Below are 26406 nucleotides of genomic sequence, written 5' to 3'. Positions count from 1 at the left end.
ACCGGCCTGGTGCGACGCGGGGGCGGTACGGTCGTGGCAGCCGCGGGCGTGGCGTGGGCCGTGCCGGGGTGGACGTCGGCGAGGAGCGCGAGGAAGGCGTCCTCGGTGAGGAGGGGAACGCCGTGGCTGCGCGCGCCGACGGCTTTGGCCGTGCCGGCGTCGTGGTCGCTGGTGACGAGTGCGCTGGTGTGGCGGCTGACGGAGGCCATCACGTTGAGGCCGGCGGCGACCGAGCGGGCCACCAGTTCCTCCCGCGCCAGGCGAGTCTCGTCGGTGATTGCACTCTTCATCCCCCGCACCAGCGGCCGCCCGGAGGGCGCGTACCGGGGTTGCGGAAGGCACAGGACGTCTTCGGGACGCGGGGCGGGTACCCCGAACCCTGCTTGGGCGGACAGGCCACCAGCGGCAGGACGAGGCCGAGGTCGCCGGCGGCGGCGAGCGAGCCGCGCAGGACACCGGCCAAGACCCGCGCGTCGACCAGCACGTCGTACGCCCTGGCCTGGGAGACGCCCTACTGGGCGACCAGCCCGACCAACCTGAAATCCGCGATGCCGTCGTCCCAGAACGACAGCGACCACTTCTCCGGCGACTCGATCACACCCTTGAGCGTCATCAGATCGCGCTGGACCTGCCGGCCCGCACCCATGCACCACGACCGGCACCACCCGGCACCGGGCGCTGTGCAGGAGCGGATGCGCGGGATGCGGCCTGTGGCCTGAGCCGGGGATCCGGTGGCAGGAGGCCGCGAGTTTGTCGAGGACCTCGTCGGCGCTCTTGGTCCGGGCGAAGGGTTTGGGGAGCCGGCCGTCCAGGCGCGGATGTCGCGTTCGAGGGCTGGGACGGAGCGGTGGACTCCACGCTTGAACGTCTTCTGCGTGAGTCCGGCGAACCACCGCTCCACCAGGTTCAGCCAGGACGAGCTCGCCGGCGTGAAGTTCAGGCGGAGAACGCCGCGCCAGCAGCCACTGCTTGACCGAGGGCGTCGTGTGGCTCGCGTGGTCGTCCACCGGCCCTCCCCACTCGGCGACGGACGCGCCTCCGCGGCAAGGCCTGCGCCGACCGACTGCCCGAGCCACACGACTGGGCTGGACACCGGTTCAGCGGGTGTTCGCCCGGACGGCCTCTCCCAGGGGCGTCGAGCCTGTGTTGAGTTCGAGGATCTGACGGCTGATACGGGGTTCGTGGAGCAGCTCGGCGAGCGTCGCGGCGACATCCTCGCGGCTGACCTCGTCGTGGGACTCTGCCGGGCCCAGGGACACCCGCCCCGTGCCCGGGCCGTCGGTCAGCATGGACGGGCGCAGGATCAGCCAGTCGAGACCGCTTCGGGTGAGTGCCATCTCGGCTTTCTTCTTCACCGCGAAGTAGTACTCCTCCTCCTCGCTCATCCCCTGCCCGCGTCCGGCTTCCGGGAGCACCGACACCAGAGCGAGACCCGGGGCACCGGCAAGGCGGGCCGCCTCGATCGCTTTGACGACACCGCGGTGGTCGATGGCGTCGGTGACCTCTTTGCTGCCCCCGTTGGAGCCGGCGCTGTAGACCACGGTGCCGGCGGTGCCGAAGGCGGTCGCCAGCTCCCGCGCCGTCATGCTCGCGAGATCGCCGACATGAGCGAGCGCGCCCCACGACGCGAGATCGGCTCTGTACTGTTCGCGGCGGACGAGTCCGTGGACGCGGTCTCCCCGTGCCTGAAGGCTCCGGGCGAGAAGCCTTCCCACTCCCCCGCTGATGCCGATGATGAAGACGTCCATGGTCGAGCTCCGATCTCTTGAGGGAGAGGGGTGGTGCGGTGGGGCTGACACGTCAACGACGGGGCGTGGGCACGCTGCCTCTGATCAACGAAGCGAACGTCTGGACGGCTTCCTCCTCGGTGAACCTGCCGCGTAGCAGAGCGGCCGACAGCGCCTCTCCCGCTCCGACCAAGCCGATGCAGCAGCGCTCCAGTTCGGGACGGGGGAGCTCGGTGTACGGCTCCAGGACGGATACGAACATCTGCACGTTCTGATCCAGCAGTTCCTGGTAGACCTCCGCCTTCTCTGCGCTGCCCGCCAAAGCCGCGCCCACGGCGTAGAACTCGTCACCCGTGTTGCCGGCGCAGGCGACATAGGCCGCCGCGAGGATCCCCGTCGCCTCCGTGAAGGTCCGCTGACCGGCGTTCAGCCCGTCGCGGAACATGGTGACCCGCTCGGTGTCGATCCATCTGTAGAGGTCGATCAGCAGACCGGACCGGGTACCGAAATGGTCGTAGGCGACCGGTTTTGAGACCCCGGCGCGAGCAGCCAGACGCCCGAGGGTCAGGCGGTCCGCTCCCTCCTCCCGCACGATCGCGAGGGCGGTCTCCAGCAGGTGGCGCCGTCGCTCGGTCTTGGACAGCCTCCGGGGACTCCGCCGCCGTACTGTCGGGGGGTCGTGCTGGGTCACTCCCGTTGCTCCGCCTCCGCCGCTGTTCCTACTCATAGTAGCCTACCAATGGTAGCTTCTCGTCCCGATCGTGCGCGAGAAGTCCTCGTCAGCCGTGATGACGAGGACCTCTCGCTTTTCGCGGCCGGGTGCGGCGGCGTCCGGGCAGGCTGCCCGGCCCGGCGCTCGCGGTGCCCGCACCGGCGCGCCCGTTCTTTCCGGGCCGTGGTCGGTGAGGGCCCCGTCAGCGCGGTGAGGTGACCTCGTCCCGGGTGCTCGTGCCGGTTCACCGGGGAACCTGTGGTGGAGGCCGCCCGGCGGGTGGTGCTGCCGATGAGTTCACCGTCCTCGGACGGTCTGCCCAGTGACACGACCGTTCGCGACAGGAGTGCCATGTCCACCATCCAGCCAGTGATCCTCACTGCCGACCAGGACGTTCTGCTCGGCTTCTATGCGAAATTGTTCGGCGCTGAGAAGATCTTCCGGGTACCGGAGGAAGGCCCGGTCTTCTACCTCGGCTTGCGCATCGGCGACACCGACCTCGGGCTGGTGGCCAAGGACCTCGGGCTGGTGGCCAAGGCGGACCCGGGGGACCGAGAGGCGTCGCGGATCCTGCTCAGCATCGGCGTCGACGACGTCGACGAGACGCTGGCCCGGGTGGAGGCGCTGGGCGGCTCGGTCGCAGCGGCCCCAACGACATGCCGTGGGGACAGCGCGTCGCCCACATCCAGGACCCCGACGGCAACCCGGTGAACCTCACCCAGCCGCTCCCGGCGCGGTGACACTGCCCCGGGGTGCTCGTTGGGGCCGCGGGGTGCCCGCGGCAGAGCTCGTGTGCCCGGAGCGGCCCCGGTCTTCGCCAGAAGGGCACGCACCCCACACCGGTGGACTGGACGCCGCTGCGCCCGCCGGGGTTGGAGGATGCCCGCCGCCCGACCGCAGTCCTTGTGTCCGGTGAACGGGTGGAGCACGGCACGGACGTGGGTGTTGCTGACCGCGGCGCAGACGCAGCCCCCGGATGTGGCCGCTCGCCACGGAGCAGCAGGTCCCAGTCGTACGGCTCGTAGAGCATCTCCTGTGCTCCGTCGTGCAGCGTGGTAGGCGAACTCGCCGCCGGCCGCGTGGCCGGCCGGCGCAGCAGTCAGGGGCAGGAGAGAGACGGCGGTCGGCGTGCACGGTCGGCCGACGGCGCGACGCATCGTGGCCCCCTCGTCGGTGAAGGGGGCCGTACATGCCCGTGTCGCCCCCCCGGTCCCCGTCCTGACCACAACTTTGCGGCGCAAACCACCCGGCCTCGCTGCGAAGACGCGGCCGCTGAGCTGCCCGTGGCCCGGAGGCCGCCCCGGCAGGGCGGCGCGGAGCGCGAAGCCAGAGTGGAGTGCTTTCTGCGGCCTGCTTCAGGCCCGGGCCACCGGGCCGCGGTCAGTCCGCCCCGGAACCGTTGAGCGGGACGCCGGCAGCAGCCTCACGCAGCGCCTCCAGCAGGCCGCGCGCGGCCGGCTGCTGAAGGGCGGTCTCCCGTACGGCCGCGGAGATCACCCGGACCGGTTCGGGGCCGCGGACCGGGCGTAGGACGACACCGGGGTACCGGCCGCGCAGCCCCGACCTCGGCATCAGAGCGACACCGAGACCGGCCGCGACGAAGCCCTGCGCGGTGCCGTAGTCCTCACTGTGGACCACGACGCCGGTGCTGAAGCCGGCCGCCGCACAAGCGCCGGTCACCCGGCCCAGGCAGGCCCAGGCAGGCCCGGGCGGCTCACCGCCGACCCACTGCTCACCGCGCAGCTCCTTCAGGTCGACGACCTCCTCCCCCACAAGCCGGTGCCCGGAGGGCAGTACGGCGGCGTAGGGGCCGTCGAGGAGACCGACGAGCCGGAAGACCTCGCGGACACGGTCAGGCTCCCGGACGACCACGGCCGGATCGGCCCGGCCACGTGCCACTTCCCGCAAAGGATCCCGGATCCGTGAACTCGAACTCGATGCCCACCCCGGGATGCTCCGCCCCGAACCGGGCCAGTACGGAAGCCACCAGTAAGGAGCCCGCCGTGACGAAGTAACGCACCGACACACTGCCCGTCCGCCCAGCGCGCAGGCCGGCGGGTTCCTGAAGCACGCGGCGGCCCTGGCGGATCTGAACATCCTTGCCTACGCCCTCTTCGCGGCCGAGCGGAGAGCCGAGGCAGCTGACGTCTTCGCCACGCTGAAAGGGCAGGTCGCGCGCTGGCCGTGGCAGCTCGTCGGCGACCCGGTGGGCGCGTACTCGCATGCGTGGTCTCGATGCGCGTGGTGACGGGCGGGCGCCGCACGCACGGAGCCCTTCAGCGTGACAGCTGCACGCCGGTGCCGCGCCGCACCACCCGGTGCCGCGCCCGGGGCCGCCGGCGGGTACCGCCGGCCGAGGCCGGTACGGCCGGTGCCGGAGGCGCGCCGGTCCGGGGTTGCCGGTCCCCTCGCCGCCGGTCAACAGGCCCGCGGTCCCGTGCGCGGTTTCCGGTCAGTTGTGCGGAGCCCGACCGGCAGCGGCGCACCGCGCGGGCCCCGGTCGGCTGCGGAGGTGCGCCGGTCCCGCCGCATGTCCGGGCTTCACGTGTTCATCACATAGGGGCCGTGGTTCCTTCGCGGAATGCACCGGAAGATGACCGGAGTGTGCTGTCCGGGCAGGGGCTCCCGTTGCCCGGCGGAGGTACGTGGTGTGAGCATGATCCCTCCCGGAGCCCGGTGTCCGCGCTGGGGAGCGGACCACGACCGCCGGGCGTCTGAGGGAAGACCCTGACCAGGGAGACCGTCACATGAAGCACGCGAAGATCCGTACGGCCCTCACCGCGGCGGCAGGAGCGGCGGCGCTCGCGCTCGGTGCCCTGGGTGCCGCGCCCGCCGGTGCCGCACCCGCACCCTCTTCCGCGTCCGCACCGGGCCAGGGGGCGGCGGCCGCCGGCTTCTGGGCCTGCACCGTGCCTGCCGGGAAGACCTACAGCGATACCGACCGGCGCTTCCTCGGCGACTGCAACCCGGACGGCTGGGGCACCAGCTACTACGTGGTCGACCCGGCCGACGGCATCTGGGCGTGCACGGTCCCGTCGGGCTTCACCTACACCGACACCGACCGCCGCTACCGCGGCGACTGCAACCCGCAGGGGTACGGGACGGCCTACCTGCTCGCCGAACCCCGCACCGGCATCTGGGCGTGCACCATCCCGCCCGGCTTCACCTACACCGACACCGACCGCCGCTACCGCGGTGACTGCAACCCGCAGGGCTGGGGCACCAGTTACCTTCTGGCGGGTTGAGCCAGCCGCCCGAGGGGCGCCACCCCGCGGGCCCGGGACCGGCCCGGGCCCGCGGAGCCGCCGGCCGTGGCCGCCCTCAGCAGCGCCTCCGCCAGCCCTGACGCGCACAGGGGCAGCCGATGGCAGCGGTGGCGAGCCGCTTCGCCGTCGGCGACGCCTTCGGGGGCCTGCTGCCCCGGCTGACCGCCCTGCCCGGCAGCGGCGCCGCGACGAGTCGTCGCAGCCGGGCCTCCCCCGCGAGCTGCCCGTCATTGCCTCGGGCCGGGCGCGGCCGGACCGGTGCGGCCGGACCTCTGACGTGCTGCATCGCCCCCCGGACGCACGGTTCGCGGCCGTGGCGTCCACGGTTGCCGATCGGCCGGCAGTCGGCAGCCGCCGGGGGGGGGACGTGGTGGACGCGCCATCCTCGCTCTCCGCCGGGGCCCGGGTGCGGGCCACAGGCGGGGAGCGCAAGGACCGACGAAGCCGGCGTGTCGTCCGGTGGCGCGGACCGCCGCAGGGTCAGCCGCGGACGTCCGTCGCGGCGACGGCCTGCGCCGCCGCTCGCAGCGGAAAGTGGCAGGCCACGCTCTGTCCCGGACCGCCGTCCGTGGCTGCGGAGAGCTCCGGCGCCGCGCTCGCGCAGGTCTCCTCCGCCCGGGGGCACCGGGTGCGGAACCGGCAGCCGGACGGCGGATCCAGTGGTGAGGGGATCTCGCCAGCCAGCACGATGCGCTCCCGCCGCCCCGCACCGGCCCGCAACGGTGACGGCGCCGCGGACAGCAGCGCCGCCGTGTAGGGATGCCGCGGTGCGCCGTAGACCTGTTCGGTGGGGCCGTACTCCGCGATCCGTCCCAGGTACATCACGGCCACCTCGTCCGCGACATGCCGCACCACGGACAGGTCGTGCGAGATGAACAGGTAGGAGACGCCGAGTTCTCCCTGCAGGTCGGTGAGCAGGTTGAGCACCTGCGCCTGCACCGACAGGTCCAGGGCCGACACCGGCTCGTCGCACACGATCAGGTCGGGTTCCAGGGCCAGGGCCCGCGCGATGCCGATGCGCTGCCGCTGCCCGCCGGAGAACTCCTGCGGATACTTGCGGGCGTCGCCCGCACGCAGCCCCACCATCTCCAGCAGTTCCCGGGCCCGGGCCGCCCGCCGTCCGGGCGGCACCAGGTCGCGGTGCGTGCGCCAGGGCTCCGCGACGATCTCCGCCGCGCTGAGCCGCGGGTTCAGTGCGGCGAACGGATCCTGGAAGACCATCTGCACGCGCCGCCGCCACGCCAGCAGCCGCTTGCCGCGCAGCGCGAACGGGTCGGTCCCGCAGAAGCGCACCGATCCGGCGTCGGGCCGCTCCAGCATCAGCAGCACCCGGGCCAGCGTGGACTTCCCGCATCCCGACTCGCCCACCAGGCCGAGCGTCCGTCCCCGCTGCAGACGCAGGTCCACACCGTCCAGTGCCCGCAGCCGGGTGCTGCCGGAGGCGCCCCGCGGCACCCGGAACGTCCTGGTCAGGCCGCGCGCCTCCAGCAACGGCTCCTCTGCGGTGGTGACGGCCTCAGTCATCGCTCGGCTCCTTCGCGTGGTGACAGGCGACCCTGCGCCCCGGACCCGCCTCGACGAGGTGCGGGGACTCGGCGGCGCACCGTTCGGTCGCCAGCGGGCAGCGGGTGCGGAACGCGCATCCCGACGGCAGCCGGGCCAGTTCGGGCGGGCTGCCCTCGATGGAGGACAGCGGGCCGCCGCGTGGCCCGTCGGCGGGCACCGAGTCCAGCAGTCCGCGGGTGTACGGGTGTCGCGGGCGGGCGAACACCTCCGCGGTGGGCCCTGCCTCGACCACCGTGCCCGCGTACATCACGGCGACCTCGTCCGCATGGTCGGCGACCACCCCGAGGTCGTGGGTGATCAGCACCAGTGCCATCCGGTGCTCCGTGCGCAGTTCCGCCAGCAGCTCCATGATCTGTGCCTGCACGGTGACGTCCAGCGCCGTCGTCGGTTCGTCGGCCAGCAGCACCGTGGGTTCCAGTGCGACCGCCATCGCGATCAGCAGCCGCTGCCGCATGCCGCCGGAGAACTGGTGCGGGTAGGACCCGAGCCGGGACCGGGCGTCCGGGATGCCCACCCGTTCCATCAGCGCCACCGCCCGCTCGCGCGCCTCCCGCCGGGACAGTCCCCGGTGGATGCGGAACGGTTCGGCGAGTTGCCAGCCCACGGTGAACACCGGGTTCAGCGCCGTGAGCGCGTCCTGGAACACCATGGCGAGCCCCGGGCCGGCCAGGCGGCGCCGCTCCGCGCGGCCCAGCCGCAGCACGTCCCGGCCCTCCAGGTCCACCCGCCCGCCGGTCACCTCCGCCACCGGGTCCAGCAGGCCGGCGACGGCCTGGGCGGTCATGCTCTTGCCGCAGCCGGATTCGCCCAGCAGCGCGAGGGTACGCCCCGCCGCCACCCGGAAGGTCACCTTCCGTACCACCGGGAACCGGCCGGACGGTGTACGGAGGCCGACGGACAGCTCCTCCACCTGCAGCGCCGGGGTGCCGCCCGGCTCCCCGGCCGCCGTCCCGGCCCGGGTCGCTTCCGCCTGCGTCATGCCGTTTCCTTTCCGGTCTGCTCCTGCACGGGCTTCCCGGCCGGGCCGGCCGCCCTGCCGGCCCGGCCGCGTGGCAGGGTCAGCCGCCACCGCTGTGCCGGATCGGTCGCGAGGCGCGCCCAGCCGGCCAGCACGGTCGCCGAGACGGTGGTGATCATGATGGCGAGGCCCGGGAGGACCGCCGTCCACCAGGCCGTCTGCAGTTCCTGCCGGCCCTGCGCCACCATCAGCCCCCAGGACACGTCCGGCGGCTGGATGCCGATGCCGAGGAAGCTGAGCGAGGACTCCGTCAGCATCACGAAGCAGAAGTCGACGGCGGCGACCGTGCCCAGCGTCGGCAAGACGATCGGGGCCACGTGCCGCCGGATGATCGTCCGGTCCGGGGTGCCGAAGGTGCGGGCCGCGTCCACGAACAGCCGGCTGCGCAGTTCGGCCGACTCGGCCCGGGCGGTGCGCAGGTAGACGGGGATCCGGGCGATCGCCAGCACCAGGACGATGTTCGCCGCGCTCGGGCTGAAGACGTACAGCACCACCACGGCCAGCAGCAGGGAGGGGAAGCTGAGGATCACGTCCGCGGTCCGCATGGAGACGTTCTCCCGCCACCCGCGGTGGTAGCCGGCCCACATGCCCCAGACGGAGCCGGCGAGCAGGGACAGCAGCACGGCCGGTACGGCCACGGACAGCGTGGTGCCTGCGGCGACGACCAGTCGTGCCGCGACACTGCGCCCCAGCGAGTCGCTGCCCAGCACGAACGCCCAGCCGTGCGCCAGGCTGAACGGTGGCCGGTTGGTGTCCCGGACATGCTGCTCGGTGGCCAGGTCGCCGAGCAGCGGAGCGCCGACCAGCGCACACCCCGCCACCAGGGCGAGCACCACGGCCGCCGCGGTCGCGAACCGGTCCGCGAGCAGCAGCCGGAGCAGGGAGCGGCCGCCGCGCCGCCGCTCCTTCGCGCCGGTTTCGGTCGTCGTCATGCCGTAGCCCCCTGCCGCACGCGTGCGTCGAGCAGTGCGTAGCCGATGTCGATCAGGATGTTGAGGAGGAAGATGGTCACCGCGGTGAGCAGGACCGCGGCCTGGAGCAGGGCGAAGTCCCGCTGGAGGATGGAGTCGATCATCAGTTTCCCGATGCCGGGCCAGCCGAAGATCGTCTCCACCACCACGGCACCGTTGACCAGGCCGATGCTGAGGTCGCCCGCCACCGTGAGGGCGGGGGCCGCGGCGTTGCGCAGCGCGTGCGCGAACACCACACGCGCCTCCCCGGCTCCCTTGCTGCGCGCCACCTTCACGTAGGGCGCCGACAGGGCGGAGACCATCGCCGCCCGCACCACCTGCACCAGCACACCGAACGGACGGATCAGCAGGGTGGCCACCGGCAGTACCCAGGCGGCCGGTCCGAGCGAACCCGAGGTGGGCAGCCAGCCGAGGGTGACCGCGAACACCAGGACGCCCATGATGGCGAACCAGAAGTCCGGCATGCTGGCCGCGGTGGAGGAGAGGAAGCCGGCGATCCGGTCGGCAGGCGAGTTGGGCCGGTAGGCGGCCAGGCTGCCGACGACGACGGCTCCCGCCACCGCCAGCACCATGGTCACGCCCGCGAGTTGCAGTGTCGCCGGGAAGGCCTGGAGGACGGCCTCGGCCGCCGGCTGGGTGGTGCGCAGCGACTCGCCGAAGTCCAGGTGCGCCAACTGCACCAGGTAGTCGCCGAACTGCACCAGGACCGGCTGGTCGAAACCGTGGCGGGCGGCGAACGCCTCCCGCATCTCGTCGGTCGCGCTGAGCGGCAGGTACAGGTTCGCGGGGTCGCCGGTGAGCCGCGCGAGGAAGAACACCCCGAGGATCACCACGAGCAGCGGAAGGGCGCTGGAGGTGATGCGCCTGCGCAGTAGCCTGACCATGCCGGATCAGCCCGCCGGATGCATCTCTGCCAGATGCATCTCGTCGTTGGTGGCCGAGTTCGGCTCGTACGCGACCTTGGGCGACCGGGCCATGATGCCGGTCATGTGGGCCAGCACGGCGTCCCGGACCACCTCGTCCTTCTGGTGCGCGAGCGCCTCGGCGAACAGCCGCTGCCGGTCCTCGCCGGTGGCCCGCTCGGCTTCGTCGATCATGCGGTCCAGCTCGGGGGTGCCGTAGCTGCTCTGGGCGCCCTCGCTGCCGTAGATCTGGCCCATGGTGAAGGCCGCGTCACCGGCCTGGTTGCCGTGCTGGCACTGGAGCAGGGTGGGGCCGATGTCCTCGGGGAAGGGCCGCAGCAGGTACTCCAGCCAGGCGTTGACGTCCAGCATCTTGATCTTCACCTTCAGGCCCGCCTCGTTCAGCGCGTTCTGCGCGACCTCCATGGCTTCGGCGGCGTTCGGGTAGATGCCGTTGCGGCCGACGAGAGTGATCGTCGTGTCCACCGGGACTCCGTCGGCCTTCGCCTCGGCGATCAGCTTCTTGGCCTCGGCCATGTCGTACGGCCAGGGTTCGATGTCCGGGGCGTGGCCGATGACCCCGGAGGGGACGACCTGGCCGGCCGGTTCGCCGAGTCCGCGGAAGACGGAGGAGACGAGGCCCTTCTTGTCCATCGCGTAGTTGATCGCCTTGCGTACGCGGACGTCGTCCAGCGGTGCCTTGGTGGCGTCGATGCGCAGGTAGGAGGTCTCGTTGTTGGGGTACTCGACGGCGAACTCCCCGGCGCCGTCGGTCGGGGCGAGTCCGACCGCGATGTCCGCCTCTCCGCTGGCGACCATCGCGGCCCGGATGCTGCCTTCGGCGCGCCACAGATACGTCGCCGCGGCGTAGTCGGGCTTCTCGCCCCAGTAGTCGTCATTGCGGGCCAGCCGGAGGCGGACGCCCTTGTCCCAGCTGTCGATGCGGTACGGCCCGGTGCCCACCGGCTCGCGCACCTTACTGTCGGCGGCCGTGCTGTCGGGCACGACCTCGACGAAGGAGAGCCGCAGCGGGAGGATCGGGTCCGGCTTCGCGGTCGTGACCTTCAGCGTGGAGGAGTCGACGGCGGTCGCCTTCAGATCGCTGTCGCCGAAGACGTAGCCGTCCACGTTGCAGCCGATGTCGGAGTTGACGGTGCGTTCGACGGAGAACGCGGCGTCCTCGGCGGTGAACGCGGAACCGTCGTGGAACGTCACGTTCTTGCGCAGGTCGAAGGTCCAGGTGGTCGGTGCCGTCTGCTCCCAGCCCGTGGCCAGCTTCGGCTCCAGCTCACCGGTCTTCGGGACGCGTTCGGTGAGCGGTTCCGTGATGTTGGACCGGGTGACACGTCCGGTGGCGGTGAGGGAGGCGTCGCAGGGCTCGAGCGTGGGCGGTTCCTCGGGGAGCACGATGCGTACGGCGTCGCCGCCCGCCTGGTCGTCCGCCGTGCCCACGGAGCAGGCGCTGGTGGCCAGCACGGTCCCGGCGGCGAGGACGGCGGCGGTTCTGGGCAGCCGGCGGGCGGGTGTTCGCGGCTTGCCACGGTTCTCGGTCATGAGGACTCCTCGGGAGCGGGTGCGGGCACGGGGGTGGGAGCTGTACGGGGCGGGGGGACGAGCAGCGGAGGCAGCAGTGCGGGGGGCATGTCCTGGAAGGTCACGGGTCGCTGGAAGCGGCGTACGGCGGTCCAGCCGACCGAGGTGTGGCCGCTGTGGCTGGAGGCGGGATAGGGACCGGTGTGGGTCTGCGCCCGGCTGACGGCGACGCCGGTGGGGTAGCCGTTGTGCACGACCCGGCCGGCGGTCTCCGCGAGGCGTGCCGTCAGCGGACCGAGACGTGGGTGCTCCTCCGGTTCGCAGTGCAGCGTGGCGGTGAGCGAGCCCGGAACCAGCCGTGCCGCGTCGACCAGGTCGTCGTCCGTGTCGACCTCCACGACCACGGCGAACGGTCCGAAGTGCTCCTCCAGCAGAGCGGGCTGCCGCCGCAGGTCGTCCAGGCGGGCGAGGAGCAGGACGGGGGCGGCCCGGAAGCCCGGGCCGTTCGGCTCCCGCCGCGCGGTCACGGTCTGTACGCCGGGGACGCGTGCGGCGGCCTCGAAGGCGTCCCGGGTGGCGGCGTTCAGCAGTGTGCCGGGCTCCGTCTCGTCCAGCAGGCGGGCCGCGCGGCGGGCGAACTCCCGGCCGGCGGTGGTGAAGACCAGGCCGGGCTTGGTGCAGAGCTGGCCCGCGCCGGTCGTCAGCGAGCTGACGAAGCCGCTCACCACGTCGTCCATCCGGCACTCCGCGGCGGCCGTGGTGACGAACAGCGGATTGATGCTGCCCATCTCGGCGTAGACCGGGACCGGCCGCGGCCGCCTGGCCGCGAGCGCGGTGAGCGCGGTACCGCCCGCGTGCGATCCGGTGAACCCGACCGCCCGCACCTGCGGCGCCGTCACCAGCGCCGAACCGGTGTCGTGGCCGGCGCCGTGCAGCAGCGCGAAGGTGCCGGGGTGAGCGCGGCAGTCGGTGACCGCCGCGGCCACCGCGGACCCGGCGATCTCGCTGGTGGCCGGATGGCTCGGGTGCGCCCGTACCAGGACCGGGCAGCCGGCGGCGAACGCGGAGGCGGTGTCCCCACCCGCCACGCTGAAGGCGAGCGGGAAGTTCGAGGCCCCGAAGACGGCCACCGGGCCGACCGGCACCAGGATCCGCTTCAGGTCCGGCCGGGGCGGGGTGGCGGCAGGATCCGCCGGGTCGTGGACCGGCTCCCCGAAGGTGCCGGCCTCCACCACCTCTGCGAAGCCGGTGAGCTGTCCGCAGGTCCGGGCGAACTCGCCCGCCAGCCGGTCGGGGGCGATACCGGTCTCCTCGTGGGCGACGCGCAGCAGGTCCTCGCGGACCTCGGCCAGCCGGTGGGCGACACCCCGCAGCAGACCCGCCTGCCAGCGCGGCGGGAGGGAGCGGTTCTCCTCGTGCGCCTGTGCGGCCAGTGCGGCGGCCGCCGCGACCTCCTCGGCGGTGCAGCCGGTGAACTCCGGACCGGTCTCCGCACCGGTCGCGGGGGCGACCGCCCGGAACGGGGCTCCGCCGCCGCGGTGCGGCCGCCCGGCCAGGAAGCCGGTGCCCCGGGCGGCCGTCATGCCGCCTCCGCGGAGGCCACCGCGGCACGGCCGCGTTCGATGATCCGCGCCAGCTCCGCCCGGTGCTCCGGAGAGGCGTCCGTCAGCGGCGGCCGTACGGGACCGGCTGAGCGGCCCTGGAGGTCCAGCCCCGCCTTCACCAGGGCCACGGCGTACCCGTGGGTGGTGTGCCGCAGCCGGGCCAGCGGTACGTAGAACTCCCGGAGCAGCAGGTTCTGGGTCTGTTCGTCGCCACGGGTGAAGGCGTCGTGGAAGGCGCGGGCCACGGCCGGTGCGAAGGCGAGGGTGGCCGAGGAGTAGGCACGGACCCCGATGCCCGCGTAGGCTCCGGCCGCGGTCTCGGCGGTCGGCATGCCGTTGAGCAGCGGGAGCTTCCCTTCGGTGGCGGCACGGATGCGCTGGAGCAGTTCGACGTCCCCGTGACCGTCCTTGAACGCGATGATCTGGGGCACTTCGGCCAGCTCCCGGACGGCCTCCGGTGTGAAGATCGCGGTGGCCCGCTGGTAGGGGACGACTCCCAGCCCGGTGGCGGCGGCGATCCGGCGGTAGTGCTCCACCAGCCCGGCCTGCGGGCCGACCTGCAGATACGGCGGCAGGACGAGGACGCCGTCGGCGCCGGCCCCGTCGGCGGAGGCGGTGAACTCCAGCGCCATGTGGGTGCCGCCGCCGACGCCGGCCAGCACCGGCACCGTGCCGTCGACGTGCGCGACGGCGGCCCGCACCAGCCGCCGGTGCTCGTCCAGCGTGAGGGAGGCGAACTCGCCGGTACCGCAGGCCACGAACAGCGCGCTGGGCTTCGCCTCGAGCATGTCGGTGAGGTGGCTCTCGAAGCGGGCGAGGTCGAGTTCACCGTCGGCCGTGAACGGGGTGACCGGGAATCCGAGCAACCCGTCGAGGTGCTCGGCGAGTTGGGAGCGGGGAATGGGCATTGCGACCTCTTGTCTACAACCGAAGACGGCATCTATTCTTGTAGACGGAAGTACAGGCGCCCCCGAGGCGCCGCGTCAAGAGTCCGTACGGGAGGAATCTGTGGCCGGAAGTCAGTCGGCGCCGGAGGGCGGCGGGGTGCGGAATGTCAAGTCCGCCGAGCGGACCACCGCGCTGCTGGAGTATCTGAGCGACGCGCAGCGCCCGCGTACGCTGCGGGATGTCACAGCCGACCTGGGACTTCCGCGGGCCAGCGCGTACGCGCTGCTGATGACGCTGGTGCGGACCGGCTGGGTGGAGGCCGGCGACGGCGGCTTCCGCGTCGGCATCAAGGCACTGCGGGCCGGAGCTGCGTACGTCGAGCTGGACGACGTGGTCCAGCGGGCGCAGCCGGTGATGGACGAGCTGTCCGAGGAGGTGGGAGAGACCGTCCACCTCGCCCGCCTGGACGGCCACGAGATCGTCTACCTGGCCACCTGCATGTCCCGTCAGCACACCCTGACGATCGTCTCCCGGCCCGGCCGGCGGCTGCCGTCCTGGGCCACCGGGCTGGGCAAGGCCATCCTCGCCACCCGCCCCTGGCCGGAGGTGGACGCCCTGTTGCCGGAGGAGCTCGCACCCCGCACCCCGCACACCCTCACCGACCGGGAGGCCTTCCAGGCCGAGCTGACGGCGGTGGCCGCGCGGGGGCACGCCCTGGACGAGCAGGAGTCCACGCTCGGCACCCGGTGCTTCGCGGTGCCCCTGCGCTTCGGCGGCACGGTGGCCGAGGCCTTGAGCTGCTCAGTGCCGACGGTCAGGCTCACCGCCGAACGCGAACCGGAGGTGCTGGCCGCCCTGCTACGGGCACAGAAGCACATCGAACAAGCATGACCCCCACCACGGTCTCCACACCCGACCGGGCACCAGGGACTGCCGTACCGTGTGTGACCCGTGCAGACCCCGAGCCGGGGCGTCCGGCCGGCAGCGGCAGCGCCTGCGGGGCTGCGTCACACCGCCGTCACGGCGCAGCGGGAACACGTGCGCAGCGAGCTCGCCACGTGCCGTCGGCGGATGGGGGGCCGGACCCCGCGGCACGGCTGGTGCGCGCGCGACGGCACCCCGGGACGGCGGGAAGGCCCGTCAGTCCGTACTCGGCCGAGGCGTACCCCACACCTCCCCGGCGTCGGTGGCCGCCGGCTCGACGAGGGGCCGGGCCCTCTGCCGCAGGGCGTCAAGGACGACGCGGACGGCGGCACGGGCCGGCGTGCTGCGGCGGATCGCCGCCGTGATGGTGCGCGTGACCGGGGTGGCCAGCTCTCTGGTGGACACCTGGTAGCGGCTGTTCCCGGTCGCCAGAGCGGGCAGCAGAGTGACCGAGAGCCCGGCCTCGACGTGCTGCAGCGCCATCATGTAGTTGCTGAACCGGCAGACCACCCGGGGCTCGAACCCGGCCTGCCGGCACAGCCGGAGCCCGAGACCGGCCATGTACGACTGAGGTATGTCGAAGGACCACGCCTCACGGGCGAACGCGGCCAGTTTCACCGGGCCACGGCCTGCCGGATGCCCGGGCGGGAGGACGAGCAGGACGGGGTCGGCGGCCAGCGGCACGAGATCGAGGTCGTCTCCCAGGGGCAGTTCGTCGAAGTCGGTGGTGGTGATGACGATGTCGGCGTCGCCGACCCGCAGGGCGGGCAGGCTGGCATGCGGCTCCAGCTCCTGGATCTCGACGTCCAGATGGGGGTAGCCCGCAGCCAGCCGGGTCACGGCCGGGACGGCGAGCGTGTGGATCGCGCTCTGGAACGCCCCCAGGCGCACGAGGCCGGCGGGCTCGGCACCCAAGCCGCGGAGCTCCGTCTCGACACTGTCCATCTGGTCGAGAAGGGAGCGCGCCCGCTGGGCGAGAATCAGTCCTGCGGAGGTGAGTCTCACCCGTCGCCCGGCCCGCTCGAGCAGCTGGGTGCCCGTCTCGGCTTCGAGGACGGCGAGCTGCTGGGACACGCTGGAGGGGCTCAGATGAGCGGCCTGGGCCACGGCGCGGACGGTCCCCAGCGTATCCAGCAGGCCCAGCAGTCTGAGCCGCCACGGGTTCATCACGGGACCGATTCTTGTACGGATTCACCGAACAGGGAAGCCGGAATTCTGAGATGGACGTGCCGGACGCGCGGACCCTACGGTCGCGACCATGGCTGACCCGACGACCACCCACCGGCCTGCCGATCCGTTCTGGACGAGCGCCGAGCGGTACCTGGTCCGCTACGGCGCCGCGTTCACGCCCGAGATCATCGAGAGCGCGAGCGGCAGCTTCGTCCACACGGCGGACGGGCGCAGGATCCTCGATTTCACCTCCGGCCAGATGAGCGCGATCCTGGGCCATTGCCACCCGCGGATCGTCGAGACCGTCCAGCGCCAGATCGCCGGCCTCGACCACCTCTACAGCGGCATGCTCAGCCGGCCCGTCGTCGGCCTGGCCGAGCGGCTGGCCGGGAGCCTCCCCGACCCGCTGGAGAAGGTACTGCTGCTGACCACGGGCGCGGAGTCGAACGAAGCCGCCGTCCGGATGGCGAAGCTCGTCACCGGCGGACACGAGATCGTCTCGTTCGCGAGGTCCTGGCACGGCATGACCCAGGCCGCCGCCTCCGCCACCTACAGCGCGGGGCGCAAGGGCTACGGCCCGGGGGCACCGGGCAACTTCGCCATCCCCGTCCCCGACCCGTACCGGCCCGACGTCACCCACCCCGACGGCTCTCTGGACTGGCGCCGCCAGCTGGACCTCGCCTTCGATCTCGTCGACGCCCAGTCCACGGGCAGCCTGGCCGCTTGCCTGGTCGAGCCGATCCTCAGCTCCGGCGGGATCATCGAGCCGCCCCTCGGCTACTTCGCCGCGCTGCAGGAGAAGTGCCGGGAGCGCGGCATGCTGCTGATCCTCGACGAGGCCCAGACCGGGCTGTGCCGCACCGGCACCTGGTACGCCTTCGAACGGGACGGCATCGTCCCCGACATCCTCACCCTGTCCAAGACGCTGGGAGCCGGACTGCCGCTGGCCGCCGTCGTCACCAGCGCCGCCATCGAACAAGAGGCGTACGAGCGCGGCTTCCTGTTCTTCACCACGCATGTCGCAGACCCGCTGGTGGCCGAGGTCGGCAACACCGTCATCGACGTCCTCAGCGCCGGCAGACTGGACGAACACGCACGGTCACTGGGCGGCTACCTCCGCGAGGGCCTGACGCACATCGCGCAACGCCATGCGGTCGTCGGTGACGTCCGCGGCCGCGGCCTGCTCGCCGGGGTCGAGTTCGCCACCGGCGGCGACACCCCCGCAGCAGGCGACGCCCTGGGGGCCAGGGTCACCCGGCGCTGCCTCGAACTGGGTCTGCACGTGAACATCGTCCAGCTTCCCGGCATGGGCGGAACCCTCCGCATGGCGCCACCGCTGACCGCGAGCCGTACGGAAGTCGAACTCGGGCTGGAGATACTCGACCAGGCCGTCGGCGACGCCCATGCCGCGGGCCGGTGACGGCGGTGTGCAAGCCGCGGCCCGGACCCTGCGTACGTGCTGGTGCGCGTCACGAGAGGTGAGGGCAGCTTGCGCGGCACCGGCCGCCGGACGCGGCCGGTGTCCGTCCTCGCGCTGACCGGCACGCGCCGCCGGGCCGGCGCCGGTGTCCCTACGCGGCGGTGTCCGCGGTGCACGGCCGCCGGCGGCGGATGAGGTGCCGGCGCGTATGCTCCTCGACCGACGCGCGGACACCGGTGAGGCTGTAGGCCAGTGCACCGGCGGCCGCGATCGCCAGCAGAGCCAAGCCGGCTGCGTAGCTGCCGTACGTCCCGTACAACAGGCCCATCACCAACGGCGGCAGGAAGCCGCCCAGCCCGCCGGCGGCGCCGACCACGCCGGTGACCGAGCCGACCTTGTCGGCCGGGGCCACCAGGGCCACCAGCGCGAAGACCGCACCGCTGCCCGCGCCGAGGGCCGCGGCCATGGCCAGGAAGGCCGCGGTACCCACCAGGTCCAGGGGCGGGGTGAACGACTGTACGACCGCCCCGGCGACGACCAGGGCCAGCGAACCCGCCAGCGCCCGCACCGGGCCGAGCCGGTCCGACAGCCAGCCGCCCACCGGGCGCATCAGCACCGCCAGTATCACGAACCCGGCCATGCGGTTCGCGGCGTCAGCCAGGTCGAGGCCGTAGCCGGTCCTGAGGTAGGTGGGCAGGTAGACGGAGAAGGCCACGTAGCCGCCGAACGCCACCGCGTAGAGCGCGGACGCCTGCCAGGTGACCGGCAGCCGGGCGGTGTCCGCCAGGCGGCGCACCAGCGGCCCGGCCGGCACGGTGCGCCCCGGGGCGTCGCGCAGCAGCAGCGCGGCAACGACGGCGTAGACGACCAGCGCCGCCGCGGTCATCAGGAACGGTGCGGCCATGCCGGAGGCGTCGACGAGCTGCACCGTGGTCAGGGCGCTCAGGGCGGTGCCGCCCATGCCGGCGCCGAAGACGCCGACGGCCAGACCACGCCGTCCGGGCGGGAACCAGGCGCTGACGAGCGGCACACCGACGGCGAAGGCGGTGCCGCCGATGCCGAGGAAGAAGCCTCCGGCCAGCAGGGCCCCGAGGGAGGAGTGCCCGGCCAGGCCGAGGGAGAGCACCGGCACGACGGTCGCCGCCGACACCACCGGGAACATCACCCGCCCGCCGAAGCGGTCGGTCAGCGCACCGACCGGGACGCGCCCCAGGGACCCGACCACGACGGGGACCGCCACCAGCAGCGACTGCTCGAACGACGACAGGCCGAGACCGTCCCGGAACCGGGGGCCGAGCGGGCTGAGCAGCGCCCACGCCCAGAAGTTCACGGCGAAGCCGACCGTGGCCAGGGCCAGCACCAGCCACGCCCGGCCGGGCACCGGCACGCCCGGTGGGGAACCGCCGCTCTTCGACCTCGACTGCTGGACCATGTGCTCCGTCCCCTTCTTCGTCGTGGCCATGCGACGCCGCACCGGCATCGCACCCCCGCAGCGCACGTCCCGTGCTGCGGACGGGCGTTGCGCCACCACGGTGCGTGCCGGTGCGTGCCGGCTGCATGGGGCCGGGGGTCCCGGCCGGCGGGCAGACGGTCCCGGATGCGGACGCCAGGGCACGCGTCCCCTCGCGGTCCGCAGAGCGAGCCGTTTCGCCGCCGGACGCAGCGTCAGCCTCCGGCGCGGCGACACCGGCAGGGCCGTTGGTCCCGGCTGCGGCGGCGGGAAGGGGGCCGAATGGTGACCCGGTGAGGGCCGCCGGGCCCCGGTCCACCGGGCGGGGCGCTGCGTAGCGTTTCCGGCCATGGAGATTGAGCGCAGCGCAGGGCGCCAGGTGCCGCCCGCCGGCGGGAAATGGCCGCTGGCCGCCCGAAGACTGCTGACCCGCCGTGAGGTGTCGGCCGACGGTCGTGCCGTGTTCGGCACCGGCGACGCGCGATGGGAGGGCTTCTACCGGGACCGGTGGGCGCACGACAGGGTGGTGCGTTCGACACACGGGGTGAACTGCACCGGCTCGTGCTCGTGGATGGTGTACGTCAAGGACGGCATCATCACGTGGGAACACCAGGCCACGGACTATCCGTCCATCGGCACGGACTGCCCCGAGTACGAGCCGCGCGGCTGCCCCCGGGGGGCGTCGTTCTCCTGGTACACGTACTCGCCCAGCCGGGTGCGTTACCCGTACGTGCGGGGTGCGCTGCTGAAGCTGTGGCGGGAGGCCCGGGGACGGCTGGGCGACCCGGTGGCGGCCTGGGCGGAGATCACCGGTGATCCGGCCAAGACGCGCGCCTACAAGCGGGCGCGCGGCAAGGGCGGCCTGGTGCGTGCGGGATGGGACGAGGTGAGCGAGCTGGTGGCCGCCGCCCATGTGCACACCGTCAAGGCGTACGGCCCCGACCGGGTCGCGGGCTTCTCCCCGATCCCGGCGATGTCGATGGCGTCCTTCGCCGCCGGGGCGCGGTTCCTGTCCCTGATCGGCGGCACCCTGCTGTCCTTCTACGACTGGTACGCCGACCTGCCGATCGCCTCTCCGCAGGTCTTCGGCGACCAGACCGACGTGCCGGAGGCCGCCGACTGGTGGAACGCCGGCTACCTGGTGATGTGGGGCTCCAACATCCCTGTGACGCGCACCCCGGACGCGCACTTCCTCACCGAGACCCGCTACAACGGCACCAAGGTCGTCGCGGTCAGCCCCGACTACGCCGACAACGTGAAGCACGCCGACGAGTGGCTGGCCCCGCACCCGGGCACGGACGGGGCGCTGGCGATGGCCATGGGGCACGTGATCCTGCGCGAGTTCCTGGTGGACCGTGAGGTGCCGTATTTCCGGCAGTACCTGCGCACCTTCACCGACGCCCCGTTCCTGGTGACGCTGCGCGAGCACGCTCAGGGCCTGGTCCCGGACGGGTTCCTGACCGCCGCCGACCTCGGGCACGCCACGGAGCACGCCGGGTCCAAGACCGTTCTCCTGGACTCGGCCACCGGCGAACCGCTCGTGCCGAACGGCTCCCTCGGCTTTCGCTGGGGTGAGGCGGGGCGGGGCCGCTGGAACCTCGACCTGGGCGGCGTCGTGCCGGAGCTGAGCCTGTACGGGCGCGCGGAGGAGCACGCGGCCGTGGCGCTGCCGCGGTTCGACGAGGGCAGCACGGAGGGCGGCTCGGTCATGGTGCGCGGAGTGCCCGTGCGGCGGGTCGGCGGGCGCCTGGTCACGACGGTCTTCGACCTGATGCTGGCCCAGTACGGGGTCGCACGTCCCGGCCTGCCGGGGACCTGGCCGGCCTCGTACGACGACGCGGGCCAGCCGTACACGCCGGCCTGGCAGGAGACCCTCACCTCCGTCCCCGCCGGGCAGGCGGCCCGGATCGCCCGGGAGTTCGCCCGGAACGCCGAGCGGACCCAGGGCCGTTCGATGATCGCTCTCGGGGCGGGCACCAACCACTGGTACCACTCGGACACCATCTACCGGGCCTTCCTGGCGCTGACGACCATGACCGGCTGCCAGGGCGTGAACGGCGGCGGCTGGGCGCACTACGTGGGCCAGGAGAAGATCCGCCCGGTCACCGGGTTGCAGCACCTGGCCTTCGCGTTCGACTGGCAGCGGCCCACCCGGCACATGGCGGGGACCTCGTACTGGTACCTAAACTCCGGCCAGTGGCGCTACGAGGCGCTCGGTCCCGGTGAACTGGCCTCACCGCTCGGGGACGGGCGGTTCCGCGGCAAGGGGTTCGCCGACTGCCTGGCCCAGGCCGTGCGGCTGGGCTGGACCCCGGGACACCCCGGCTTCAACCGCAACCCGCTCGACCTGGCGGACGAGGCCGCGGCAGCGGGACGCCCGGTCGCCGAGCACATCGTGGACGAGCTGAAGTCGGGGCGGCTGCGGTTCGCCGCCGAGGACCCGGACGACCCGGCCAACTTCCCGCGGGTCCTGACCGTGTGGCGGGCCAACCTGCTGGGCTCCTCCGGCAAGGGGAACGAGTACTTCCTGCGCCACCTGCTGGGCACGGACGCGACCGTCCGCTCCGGGGAGACCCCGCCGGAGGACCGGCCCGAGGAGGTGGTCTGGCGGGAGGAGGCCCCCGAGGGCAAGCTCGACCTGCTGGTCACCATGGACTTCCGGATGACCTCCACCGGCCTGCTCTCCGACGTCGTGCTCCCGGCCGCCACCTGGTACGAGAAGGACGACCTGTCCAGCACGGACATGCACCCCTTCGTGCACGCCTTCACCCCCGCCATCGCCCCGCCCTGGCAGGCCCGCACCGACTACGACGCCTTCCTGACGCTGGCCGACCGGTTCAGCGAACTCGCCGCCGGGCACCTCGGCACCCGTACCGACGTCCTCGCGGTGCCGCTGCTCCACGACACGCCGGACGAGTTGGCCCAGCCGGGCGGGGTGGTACGGGACTGGAAGACCGGCGGCTGCGAGCCGGTCCCCGGGCGGACCATGCCGAGGCTCGTCACCGTCGAGCGCGACTACGCGGCGACCGCGGAGAAGATGCGGGCCGTCGGCCCGCTGCTCGACACACTGGGCACCACCACGAAGGGTGTGACCGTGCACCCGGACCGGGAGATGGACGAGTTGCGGCGGCGGTGCGGCACCGTCCGCGACGGGGTGGCCGCCGGGCGGCCCTCGCTGGCCACCGCATCCGACATGTGCGAGGCCGTCCTCGCGCTCTCCGGCACCACCAACGGGCGCCTGGCCACCGAGGGCTTCCGGGAACTGGAGCGGCGGACCGGCAGCGAGGGGCTGGTGGAGCTCGCCGCCGAGCGCGAGGCGGAGCGGATCACCTTCGCCGACACACGTACCCAGCCGCGCTCCGTCATCACCTCGTACGAGTGGTCGGGCAGCGAGGCCGGGGGCCGGCGCTACTCCCCCTTCGTCATCAACACCGAGCACCTCAAGCCCTGGCACACCCTCACCGGGCGCCAGCACTTCTTCCTCCAGCACGACTGGATCGCCGAACTCGGCGAGCATCTCCCGGTCTACCGGCCGCCGCTGAACACGCCCCGGCACTTCGGCGACGAGCGGCTGCACGAGGACGGCCGGGCGGAGGTCACCGTCCGCTACCTGACCCCGCACTCGAAGTGGTCCATCCACTCCAACTACCAGGACAACAGGTACATGCTCGACCTGTCCCGCGGCGGCCCGGTGATCTGGATGTCCACCGCGGACGCGGAAAGGATCGGCGTCCGGGACAACGAATGGGTCGAGGCGTACAACCGCAACGGCGTCGTCGCCGCGCGCGCCGTGGTCAGCCACCGCATGCCAGCAGGCACCGTGTACATGTACCACGCCCAGGACCGCACGGTGAACGTACCGAAGACCGAGGTCAGCGGCAGGCGTGGCGGCATCCACAACTCCCTGACCCGGCTCCTGCTCAAGCCCACCCACCTCGCCGGCGGGTACGCCCAGTTCACCTACGCCTTCAACTACTACGGGCCGACCGGCAACCAGCGTGACGAGGTCACCGTCATCCGCCGCCGCGACCAGCACGTGGAGTACTGACATGCGCGTCATGGCCCAGACCGCGATGGTGATGAACCTCGACAAGTGCATCGGCTGCCACACCTGCTCGGTCACCTGCAAACAGACATGGACCAACCGCACCGGCGTCGAGTACGCCTGGTTCAACAACGTCGAGACCAAGCCCGGCGTCGGCTTTCCCCGCCGCTACGAGGACCAGCGACGCTGGAAGGGCGGCTGGATGCTGGACAGGCGCGGGCGTCTGGTCCTGCGCTCCGGCGGGCGGCTCAAGCGGCTGCTGTCGCTGTTCGCCAACCCCGACCTGCCCTCCCTCGAGGACTACTACGAGCCGGTCACCTACGACTACGACAACCTCGTGAGCGCCCCTGCCGGACCCGACATGCCCGTCGCCCGGCCCCGTTCCCTCCTCACCGGCAAGCCCACCGCCCTCACCTGGGGAGCCAACTGGGAGGACGGGCTCGGCGGCGCCCCCGAGCACGCCGGCGCCGACCCCAACCTGACAGGTGCGTGGGCCGAGAAGGTCAGGTTCGAGTTCGAGCAGACGTTCCTCTTCCATCTCCCCCGGCTGTGCGAGCACTGCCTCAACCCGGCCTGCGTGTCGGCCTGCCCGTCCGGCGCGATGTACAAGCGGGTCGAGGACGGGATCGTCCTCGTCGACCAGGACCGCTGCCGCGGCTGGCGCATGTGCGTCACGGCCTGCCCGTACAAGAAGGTGTACGTCAACCACGCCACCGGCAAGGCCGAGAAGTGCACCTTCTGCTTCCCGCGCATCGAGGCGGGGCAGCCCACCGTCTGCTCCGAGACCTGCGTCGGCCGCCTGCGCTACCTGGGCCTGCTGCTCTACGACGCCGACCGGGTCGGGGAGGCGGCGGCGACCCCGGACGAGCAGGATCTCCTGGACGCCCAGCGCGGCGTCTTCCTCGACCCGCACGACCCCGAGGTGCTCGCCGCCGCCCGGGAGTCGGGAATCCCCGAGGACTGGCTCGACGCGGCCCGCCGCTCCCCCGTGTACGACCTGGTCATGCGGTACAGGGTGGCGCTGCCGCTGCACCCGGAGTACCGCACGCTGCCGATGGTCTGGTACGTACCGCCGCTGTCGCCCGTCCTGGACGCCGTCGACGCGGCGGGCGGCGATCAGGACGACCCCGATCACGTCTTCGCGGCCGTCACCCGGCTGCGCATCCCGCTGGAATACCTCGCGGAGCTCTTCACCGCCGGGGACACCGCGGTTGCCGGCGGGGTGCTGATGAAGCTCACCGCGCTGCGCTCGTACATGCGCGCACGCACGCTGGGTGAGGACGGTGACGAGGCCGCGCTCGAGGCGGCCGGGCTCACCGCGCGCGAGGCCGAGGACCTGCACCGCCTGCTCGCCGTCGCCAAGTACGACGACCGCTATGTCGTCCCCGCCGCGCACAGGGAGGACGCCGTCGCGCTGACCGCGATGGAGAACCGCTGTCCCGTCGAGTCCACCGGCGACCCGCAGCCCTCCGGCGGCCGCCGCGTCCTGCTCGGCCTCCCCACGCTACGCCGCCGTACGCCCGACACGTCCGCCGGAGGCCCGCTGTGACCCCCCTGCCCCCCACCGTGCCCCGAACGGTCCGCACCCGGGTCCGGGCCGCTCTGCGCCGCCCGGACCGGGCGTCCCGCCCCGGCCGGCACTCGCCGCTCACGCCCGCGGAGACGGAGCAACGGGCGCTGCTGCTGCGGCTGTTGTCGCTGCTGCTGCAGTACCCGGACCCGGAGCTCGCCGCCGCCCGGCCGGTGATCGTCCGTACCGCCGAGGCGCTGCCGCCCTCGCCCGCAGCCGGGCACCTGACCGGGTTCACCGACTGGTTCTCCGGTCAGGAGACGGAGGCGCTGGAGCGGCACTACGTCGAGATGTTCGACCTGCGCCGCCGGAGCAGCCTCTACCTCACCTACTATCTGCACGGCGACACCCGCCGCCGCGGCATGGCACTGCTGGCCCTCGCCCAGCGATACCGGGCCGCCGGGTGGGACGCCGACGGCGGGGAACTTCCCGACCACCTCCCGGTCGTCCTGGAGTTCGCCGCACTGACCGGGCCCGGCCTGGGCGAGGCCCCGTTGCGCCGGCACCGGCGCGGCATCGAGCTGATCCACCGGGCCCTGGCCGACGCGGGCTCGCCCTACCGGCACGTCCTGGCCGCGCTGATCGCCTTGCTGCCGCCGCCGACCGAGGCCGACCTGCGGGCGGTGGCCGAACTGGCCGCCCAGGGACCGCCGGACGAGGAGGTCGGTCTCGATCCGTACGGGGCAGGCGAGTTCGCGCCGCCGGGCGCCTTCGTCCCGCCCGCGCAGGCCCCGCCCACCCTCATGCCACCCCCAGCGTCCCGGGAGGGCGCCCGATGAGCACCGCCGACGCCCCGCTCGCCGGCTCCGCCGACGGCTTCGACCTCCTGGTGTGGGTGGCCGTCCCCTACGTCTGCCTCGCCGTCTTCGCCACCGGGCACGTCTGGCGCTACCGTCACGACCAGTTCGGCTGGACCTCACGTACCAGCCAGCTCCTGGAACACCGGTGGCTGCGCTGGGGCAGCCCGCTCTTCCACCTCGGCGCCTTCATGGTGATCGCCGGGCACGTCGTGGGCCTCGCGGTGCCCGCCTCCTGGACCGGTGCGGCCGGCATCGACGAGCACGCCTACCACACGACCGCCGTGTGGGCGGGATCGGTCGCCGGGACGGCCATGGTCGCCGGCCTCGGCATGCTCTGCGCCCGCCGGCTGCTGACCCGCCGGGTCCGGCTCGGCACCGACCGCAGCGACAAGCTCCTCTTCCCGCTGCTCTCCGCCACCGTCCTGCTGGGCATCGCCGCCACGGCCGCGCACAACGTCTTCGGGCCGGGCTACGACTACCGCTCCACCGTCTCCGTGTGGTTCCGCGGCCTGTTCACGCTCCAGCCGCAGCCGGAAGCGGTCGCGGGAGCGCCGCTGCTGTTCCAGGCCCACGCCCTGACGGCCTGCCTGCTGTTCGCGGCCTGGCCGTTCACCCGGCTGGTGCACGTGTGGAGCGCGCCGGTCGGCTACCTGGTCCGCCCGTACGTGGTCTACCGGCGGCGGGCGGACACACCGGTCCCGGTCCCGGCGGCCGGCAGGGCCACGGCCGCGCCGCAGGGGCGCCGTCACGCGTCAGGAAGCCGGTGAGCGGACCGGTGACGCCGTGCGCGGGGACGTGGTGGCGCGCACGGGCCGGGAAGGGAGGCGACGTCCACGCGGC

General features: G+C 72.9%; 19 protein-coding genes and 3 pseudogenes. 8 read left to right on the top strand and 14 right to left on the bottom strand.

What is annotated here, in order from left to right; translation table 11 throughout:
• From HOY81_RS27570 to HOY81_RS13065, 4 genes and pseudogenes are all read right to left on the bottom strand, one after another.
• Nucleotides 1–290, bottom strand: a pseudogene (locus HOY81_RS27570) (DNA polymerase III); the annotation flags it as partial.
• A gap of 539 nt (nt 291–829) precedes the next feature.
• Nucleotides 830–940, bottom strand: a pseudogene (locus tag HOY81_RS13075) (IS630 family transposase); the annotation flags it as partial.
• Between the two features lie 157 nt (nt 941–1097).
• Nucleotides 1098–1748, bottom strand: a complete 651-nt coding sequence (locus HOY81_RS13070) for an NAD(P)H-binding protein (protein WP_237320491.1) — start codon at nt 1746–1748, stop codon at nt 1098–1100.
• Between the two features lie 52 nt (nt 1749–1800).
• Nucleotides 1801–2418 (bottom strand): TetR/AcrR family transcriptional regulator, encoded by a 618-nt coding sequence (locus HOY81_RS13065; protein ID WP_237320490.1) that lies wholly within the window; start codon nt 2416–2418, stop codon nt 1801–1803.
• A gap of 372 nt (nt 2419–2790) precedes the next feature.
• On the opposite strand from HOY81_RS13065, the pseudogene HOY81_RS13060 reads away from it, so the two are divergent.
• Nucleotides 2791–3179 (top strand): annotated as a pseudogene (locus tag HOY81_RS13060) (VOC family protein).
• Nucleotides 3180–3819: 640 nt separating this feature from the next.
• On the opposite strand, the gene HOY81_RS13055 reads toward HOY81_RS13060, so the two are convergent.
• Nucleotides 3820–4338 (bottom strand): LysR substrate-binding domain-containing protein, encoded by a 519-nt coding sequence (locus HOY81_RS13055; protein WP_237320489.1) that lies wholly within the window; start codon nt 4336–4338, stop codon nt 3820–3822.
• An 848-nt stretch (nt 4339–5186) separates the two neighbouring features.
• Between HOY81_RS13055 and HOY81_RS13050 the strand changes: the two genes are divergently transcribed.
• Entirely contained in the window at nt 5187–5684 is a 498-nt protein-coding gene (locus HOY81_RS13050; protein WP_237320488.1) for a hypothetical protein, read from the top strand.
• Between the two features lie 501 nt (nt 5685–6185).
• On the opposite strand, the gene HOY81_RS13045 is transcribed toward HOY81_RS13050, so the two are convergent.
• From HOY81_RS13045 to HOY81_RS13015, 7 genes are read right to left on the bottom strand one after another with little or no spacing between them, the layout of a single operon-like run.
• Nucleotides 6186–7229, bottom strand: coding sequence for an ABC transporter ATP-binding protein (locus tag HOY81_RS13045; protein WP_237320487.1), 1044 nt, complete (start codon nt 7227–7229; stop codon nt 6186–6188).
• A complete protein-coding gene (locus tag HOY81_RS13040) occupies nt 7222–8250 on the bottom strand; it encodes an ABC transporter ATP-binding protein (RefSeq protein WP_237320486.1) in 1029 nt (342 codons plus the stop codon). Before HOY81_RS13040 ends, HOY81_RS13045 begins: the two co-directional genes overlap by 8 nt.
• The gene (locus HOY81_RS13035; protein WP_237320485.1) at nt 8247–9221 is read right to left on the bottom strand and encodes an ABC transporter permease; all 975 of its coding nucleotides are present in this window, start codon (nt 9219–9221) and stop codon (nt 8247–8249) included. Before HOY81_RS13035 ends, HOY81_RS13040 begins: the two co-directional genes overlap by 4 nt.
• Entirely contained in the window at nt 9218–10144 is a 927-nt protein-coding gene (locus HOY81_RS13030) for an ABC transporter permease (protein ID WP_237320484.1), read from the bottom strand. The genes HOY81_RS13035 and HOY81_RS13030 overlap by 4 nt, the downstream gene beginning before the upstream one ends.
• Before the next feature lie 6 nt (nt 10145–10150).
• On the bottom strand, nt 10151–11716 hold the full coding sequence (locus tag HOY81_RS13025) for an ABC transporter substrate-binding protein (protein ID WP_237320483.1): 1566 nt from the start codon (nt 11714–11716) through the stop codon (nt 10151–10153).
• A complete protein-coding gene (locus tag HOY81_RS13020) occupies nt 11713–13278 on the bottom strand; it encodes an aldehyde dehydrogenase family protein (RefSeq protein ID WP_237320482.1) in 1566 nt (521 codons plus the stop codon). The genes HOY81_RS13025 and HOY81_RS13020 overlap by 4 nt, the downstream gene beginning before the upstream one ends.
• Nucleotides 13275–14207 carry a 5-dehydro-4-deoxyglucarate dehydratase gene (locus HOY81_RS13015; protein ID WP_237320481.1) on the bottom strand — a complete coding sequence of 311 codons (933 nt, stop codon included), beginning with the start codon at nt 14205–14207 and terminating at the stop codon, nt 13275–13277. The genes HOY81_RS13020 and HOY81_RS13015 overlap by 4 nt, the downstream gene beginning before the upstream one ends.
• A 136-nt stretch (nt 14208–14343) precedes the next feature.
• Here HOY81_RS13015 and HOY81_RS13010 point away from each other — a divergent pair, with 136 nt between their 5' ends.
• On the top strand, nt 14344–15078 hold the full coding sequence (locus HOY81_RS13010) for an IclR family transcriptional regulator (protein ID WP_237320480.1): 735 nt from the start codon (nt 14344–14346) through the stop codon (nt 15076–15078).
• A gap of 249 nt (nt 15079–15327) precedes the next feature.
• Here the strand turns inward: HOY81_RS13010 and HOY81_RS13005 are convergent, their stop codons facing one another.
• Nucleotides 15328–16281, bottom strand: coding sequence for a LysR family transcriptional regulator (locus HOY81_RS13005; protein ID WP_308340997.1), 954 nt, complete (start codon nt 16279–16281; stop codon nt 15328–15330).
• 88 nt (nt 16282–16369) lie between these two features.
• Between HOY81_RS13005 and HOY81_RS13000 the strand changes: the two genes are divergently transcribed.
• Nucleotides 16370–17701 carry an aspartate aminotransferase family protein gene (locus HOY81_RS13000; RefSeq protein ID WP_237320479.1) on the top strand — a complete coding sequence of 444 codons (1332 nt, stop codon included), beginning with the start codon at nt 16370–16372 and terminating at the stop codon, nt 17699–17701.
• Nucleotides 17702–17852: 151 nt separating this feature from the next.
• Here HOY81_RS13000 and HOY81_RS12995 read toward each other — a convergent pair whose 3' ends face one another.
• Entirely contained in the window at nt 17853–19133 is a 1281-nt protein-coding gene (locus tag HOY81_RS12995) for an MFS transporter (protein ID WP_237320495.1), read from the bottom strand.
• A gap of 367 nt (nt 19134–19500) precedes the next feature.
• On the opposite strand from HOY81_RS12995, the gene HOY81_RS12990 reads away from it, so the two are divergent.
• Genes HOY81_RS12990 through narI form a run of 4 tightly spaced genes read left to right on the top strand, consistent with a single transcriptional unit; the run spans nt 19501 to nt 26333 of the window.
• Entirely contained in the window at nt 19501–23199 is a 3699-nt protein-coding gene (locus HOY81_RS12990; RefSeq protein ID WP_237320478.1) for a nitrate reductase subunit alpha, read from the top strand.
• 1 nt (nt 23200) lies between these two features.
• Nucleotides 23201–24745: a nitrate reductase subunit beta gene (gene narH, locus HOY81_RS12985; RefSeq protein WP_237320477.1), complete on the top strand. Its 1545-nt coding sequence runs from the start codon at nt 23201–23203 to the stop codon at nt 24743–24745.
• Entirely contained in the window at nt 24742–25545 is an 804-nt protein-coding gene (gene narJ / locus HOY81_RS12980) for a nitrate reductase molybdenum cofactor assembly chaperone (RefSeq protein WP_237320476.1), read from the top strand. Before narH ends, narJ begins: the two co-directional genes overlap by 4 nt.
• Nucleotides 25542–26333, top strand: coding sequence for a respiratory nitrate reductase subunit gamma (gene narI / locus HOY81_RS12975; RefSeq protein ID WP_237320475.1), 792 nt, complete (start codon nt 25542–25544; stop codon nt 26331–26333). Before narJ ends, narI begins: the two co-directional genes overlap by 4 nt.
• Nucleotides 26334–26406 lie beyond the last annotated feature (73 nt).

It is taken from the genome of Streptomyces sp. JJ36 (assembly GCF_021696945.1).
Classification (GTDB): Bacteria; Actinomycetota; Actinomycetes; order Streptomycetales; family Streptomycetaceae; genus Streptomyces.
The sequence above is the reverse complement of the archived record's forward strand: the minus strand, read 5'-3'. Positions and strand labels throughout refer to the sequence as shown.

What these genes read in the sequence shown, in the direction of transcription:
- HOY81_RS13070 (WP_237320491.1), bottom strand. Translation starts at nt 1,748, where the DNA reads ATGGACGTCTTCATCATCGGCATCAGCGGGGGAGTGGGAAGGCTTCTC.
- HOY81_RS13050 (WP_237320488.1), top strand. Translation starts at nt 5,187, where the DNA reads ATGAAGCACGCGAAGATCCGTACGGCCCTCACCGCGGCGGCAGGAGCG.
- HOY81_RS13045 (WP_237320487.1), bottom strand. Translation starts at nt 7,229, where the DNA reads ATGACTGAGGCCGTCACCACCGCAGAGGAGCCGTTGCTGGAGGCGCGC.
- HOY81_RS13040 (WP_237320486.1), bottom strand. Translation starts at nt 8,250, where the DNA reads ATGACGCAGGCGGAAGCGACCCGGGCCGGGACGGCGGCCGGGGAGCCG.
- HOY81_RS13035 (WP_237320485.1), bottom strand. Translation starts at nt 9,221, where the DNA reads ATGACGACGACCGAAACCGGCGCGAAGGAGCGGCGGCGCGGCGGCCGC.
- HOY81_RS13030 (WP_237320484.1), bottom strand. Translation starts at nt 10,144, where the DNA reads ATGGTCAGGCTACTGCGCAGGCGCATCACCTCCAGCGCCCTTCCGCTG.
- HOY81_RS13025 (WP_237320483.1), bottom strand. Translation starts at nt 11,716, where the DNA reads ATGACCGAGAACCGTGGCAAGCCGCGAACACCCGCCCGCCGGCTGCCC.
- HOY81_RS13020 (WP_237320482.1), bottom strand. Translation starts at nt 13,278, where the DNA reads ATGACGGCCGCCCGGGGCACCGGCTTCCTGGCCGGGCGGCCGCACCGC.
- HOY81_RS13015 (WP_237320481.1), bottom strand. Translation starts at nt 14,207, where the DNA reads ATGCCCATTCCCCGCTCCCAACTCGCCGAGCACCTCGACGGGTTGCTC.
- HOY81_RS13000 (WP_237320479.1), top strand. Translation starts at nt 16,370, where the DNA reads ATGGCTGACCCGACGACCACCCACCGGCCTGCCGATCCGTTCTGGACG.
- HOY81_RS12995 (WP_237320495.1), bottom strand. Translation starts at nt 19,133, where the DNA reads ATGGTCCAGCAGTCGAGGTCGAAGAGCGGCGGTTCCCCACCGGGCGTG.
- HOY81_RS12990 (WP_237320478.1), top strand. Translation starts at nt 19,501, where the DNA reads ATGGAGATTGAGCGCAGCGCAGGGCGCCAGGTGCCGCCCGCCGGCGGG.
- narH (WP_237320477.1), top strand. Translation starts at nt 23,201, where the DNA reads ATGCGCGTCATGGCCCAGACCGCGATGGTGATGAACCTCGACAAGTGC.
- narI (WP_237320475.1), top strand. Translation starts at nt 25,542, where the DNA reads ATGAGCACCGCCGACGCCCCGCTCGCCGGCTCCGCCGACGGCTTCGAC.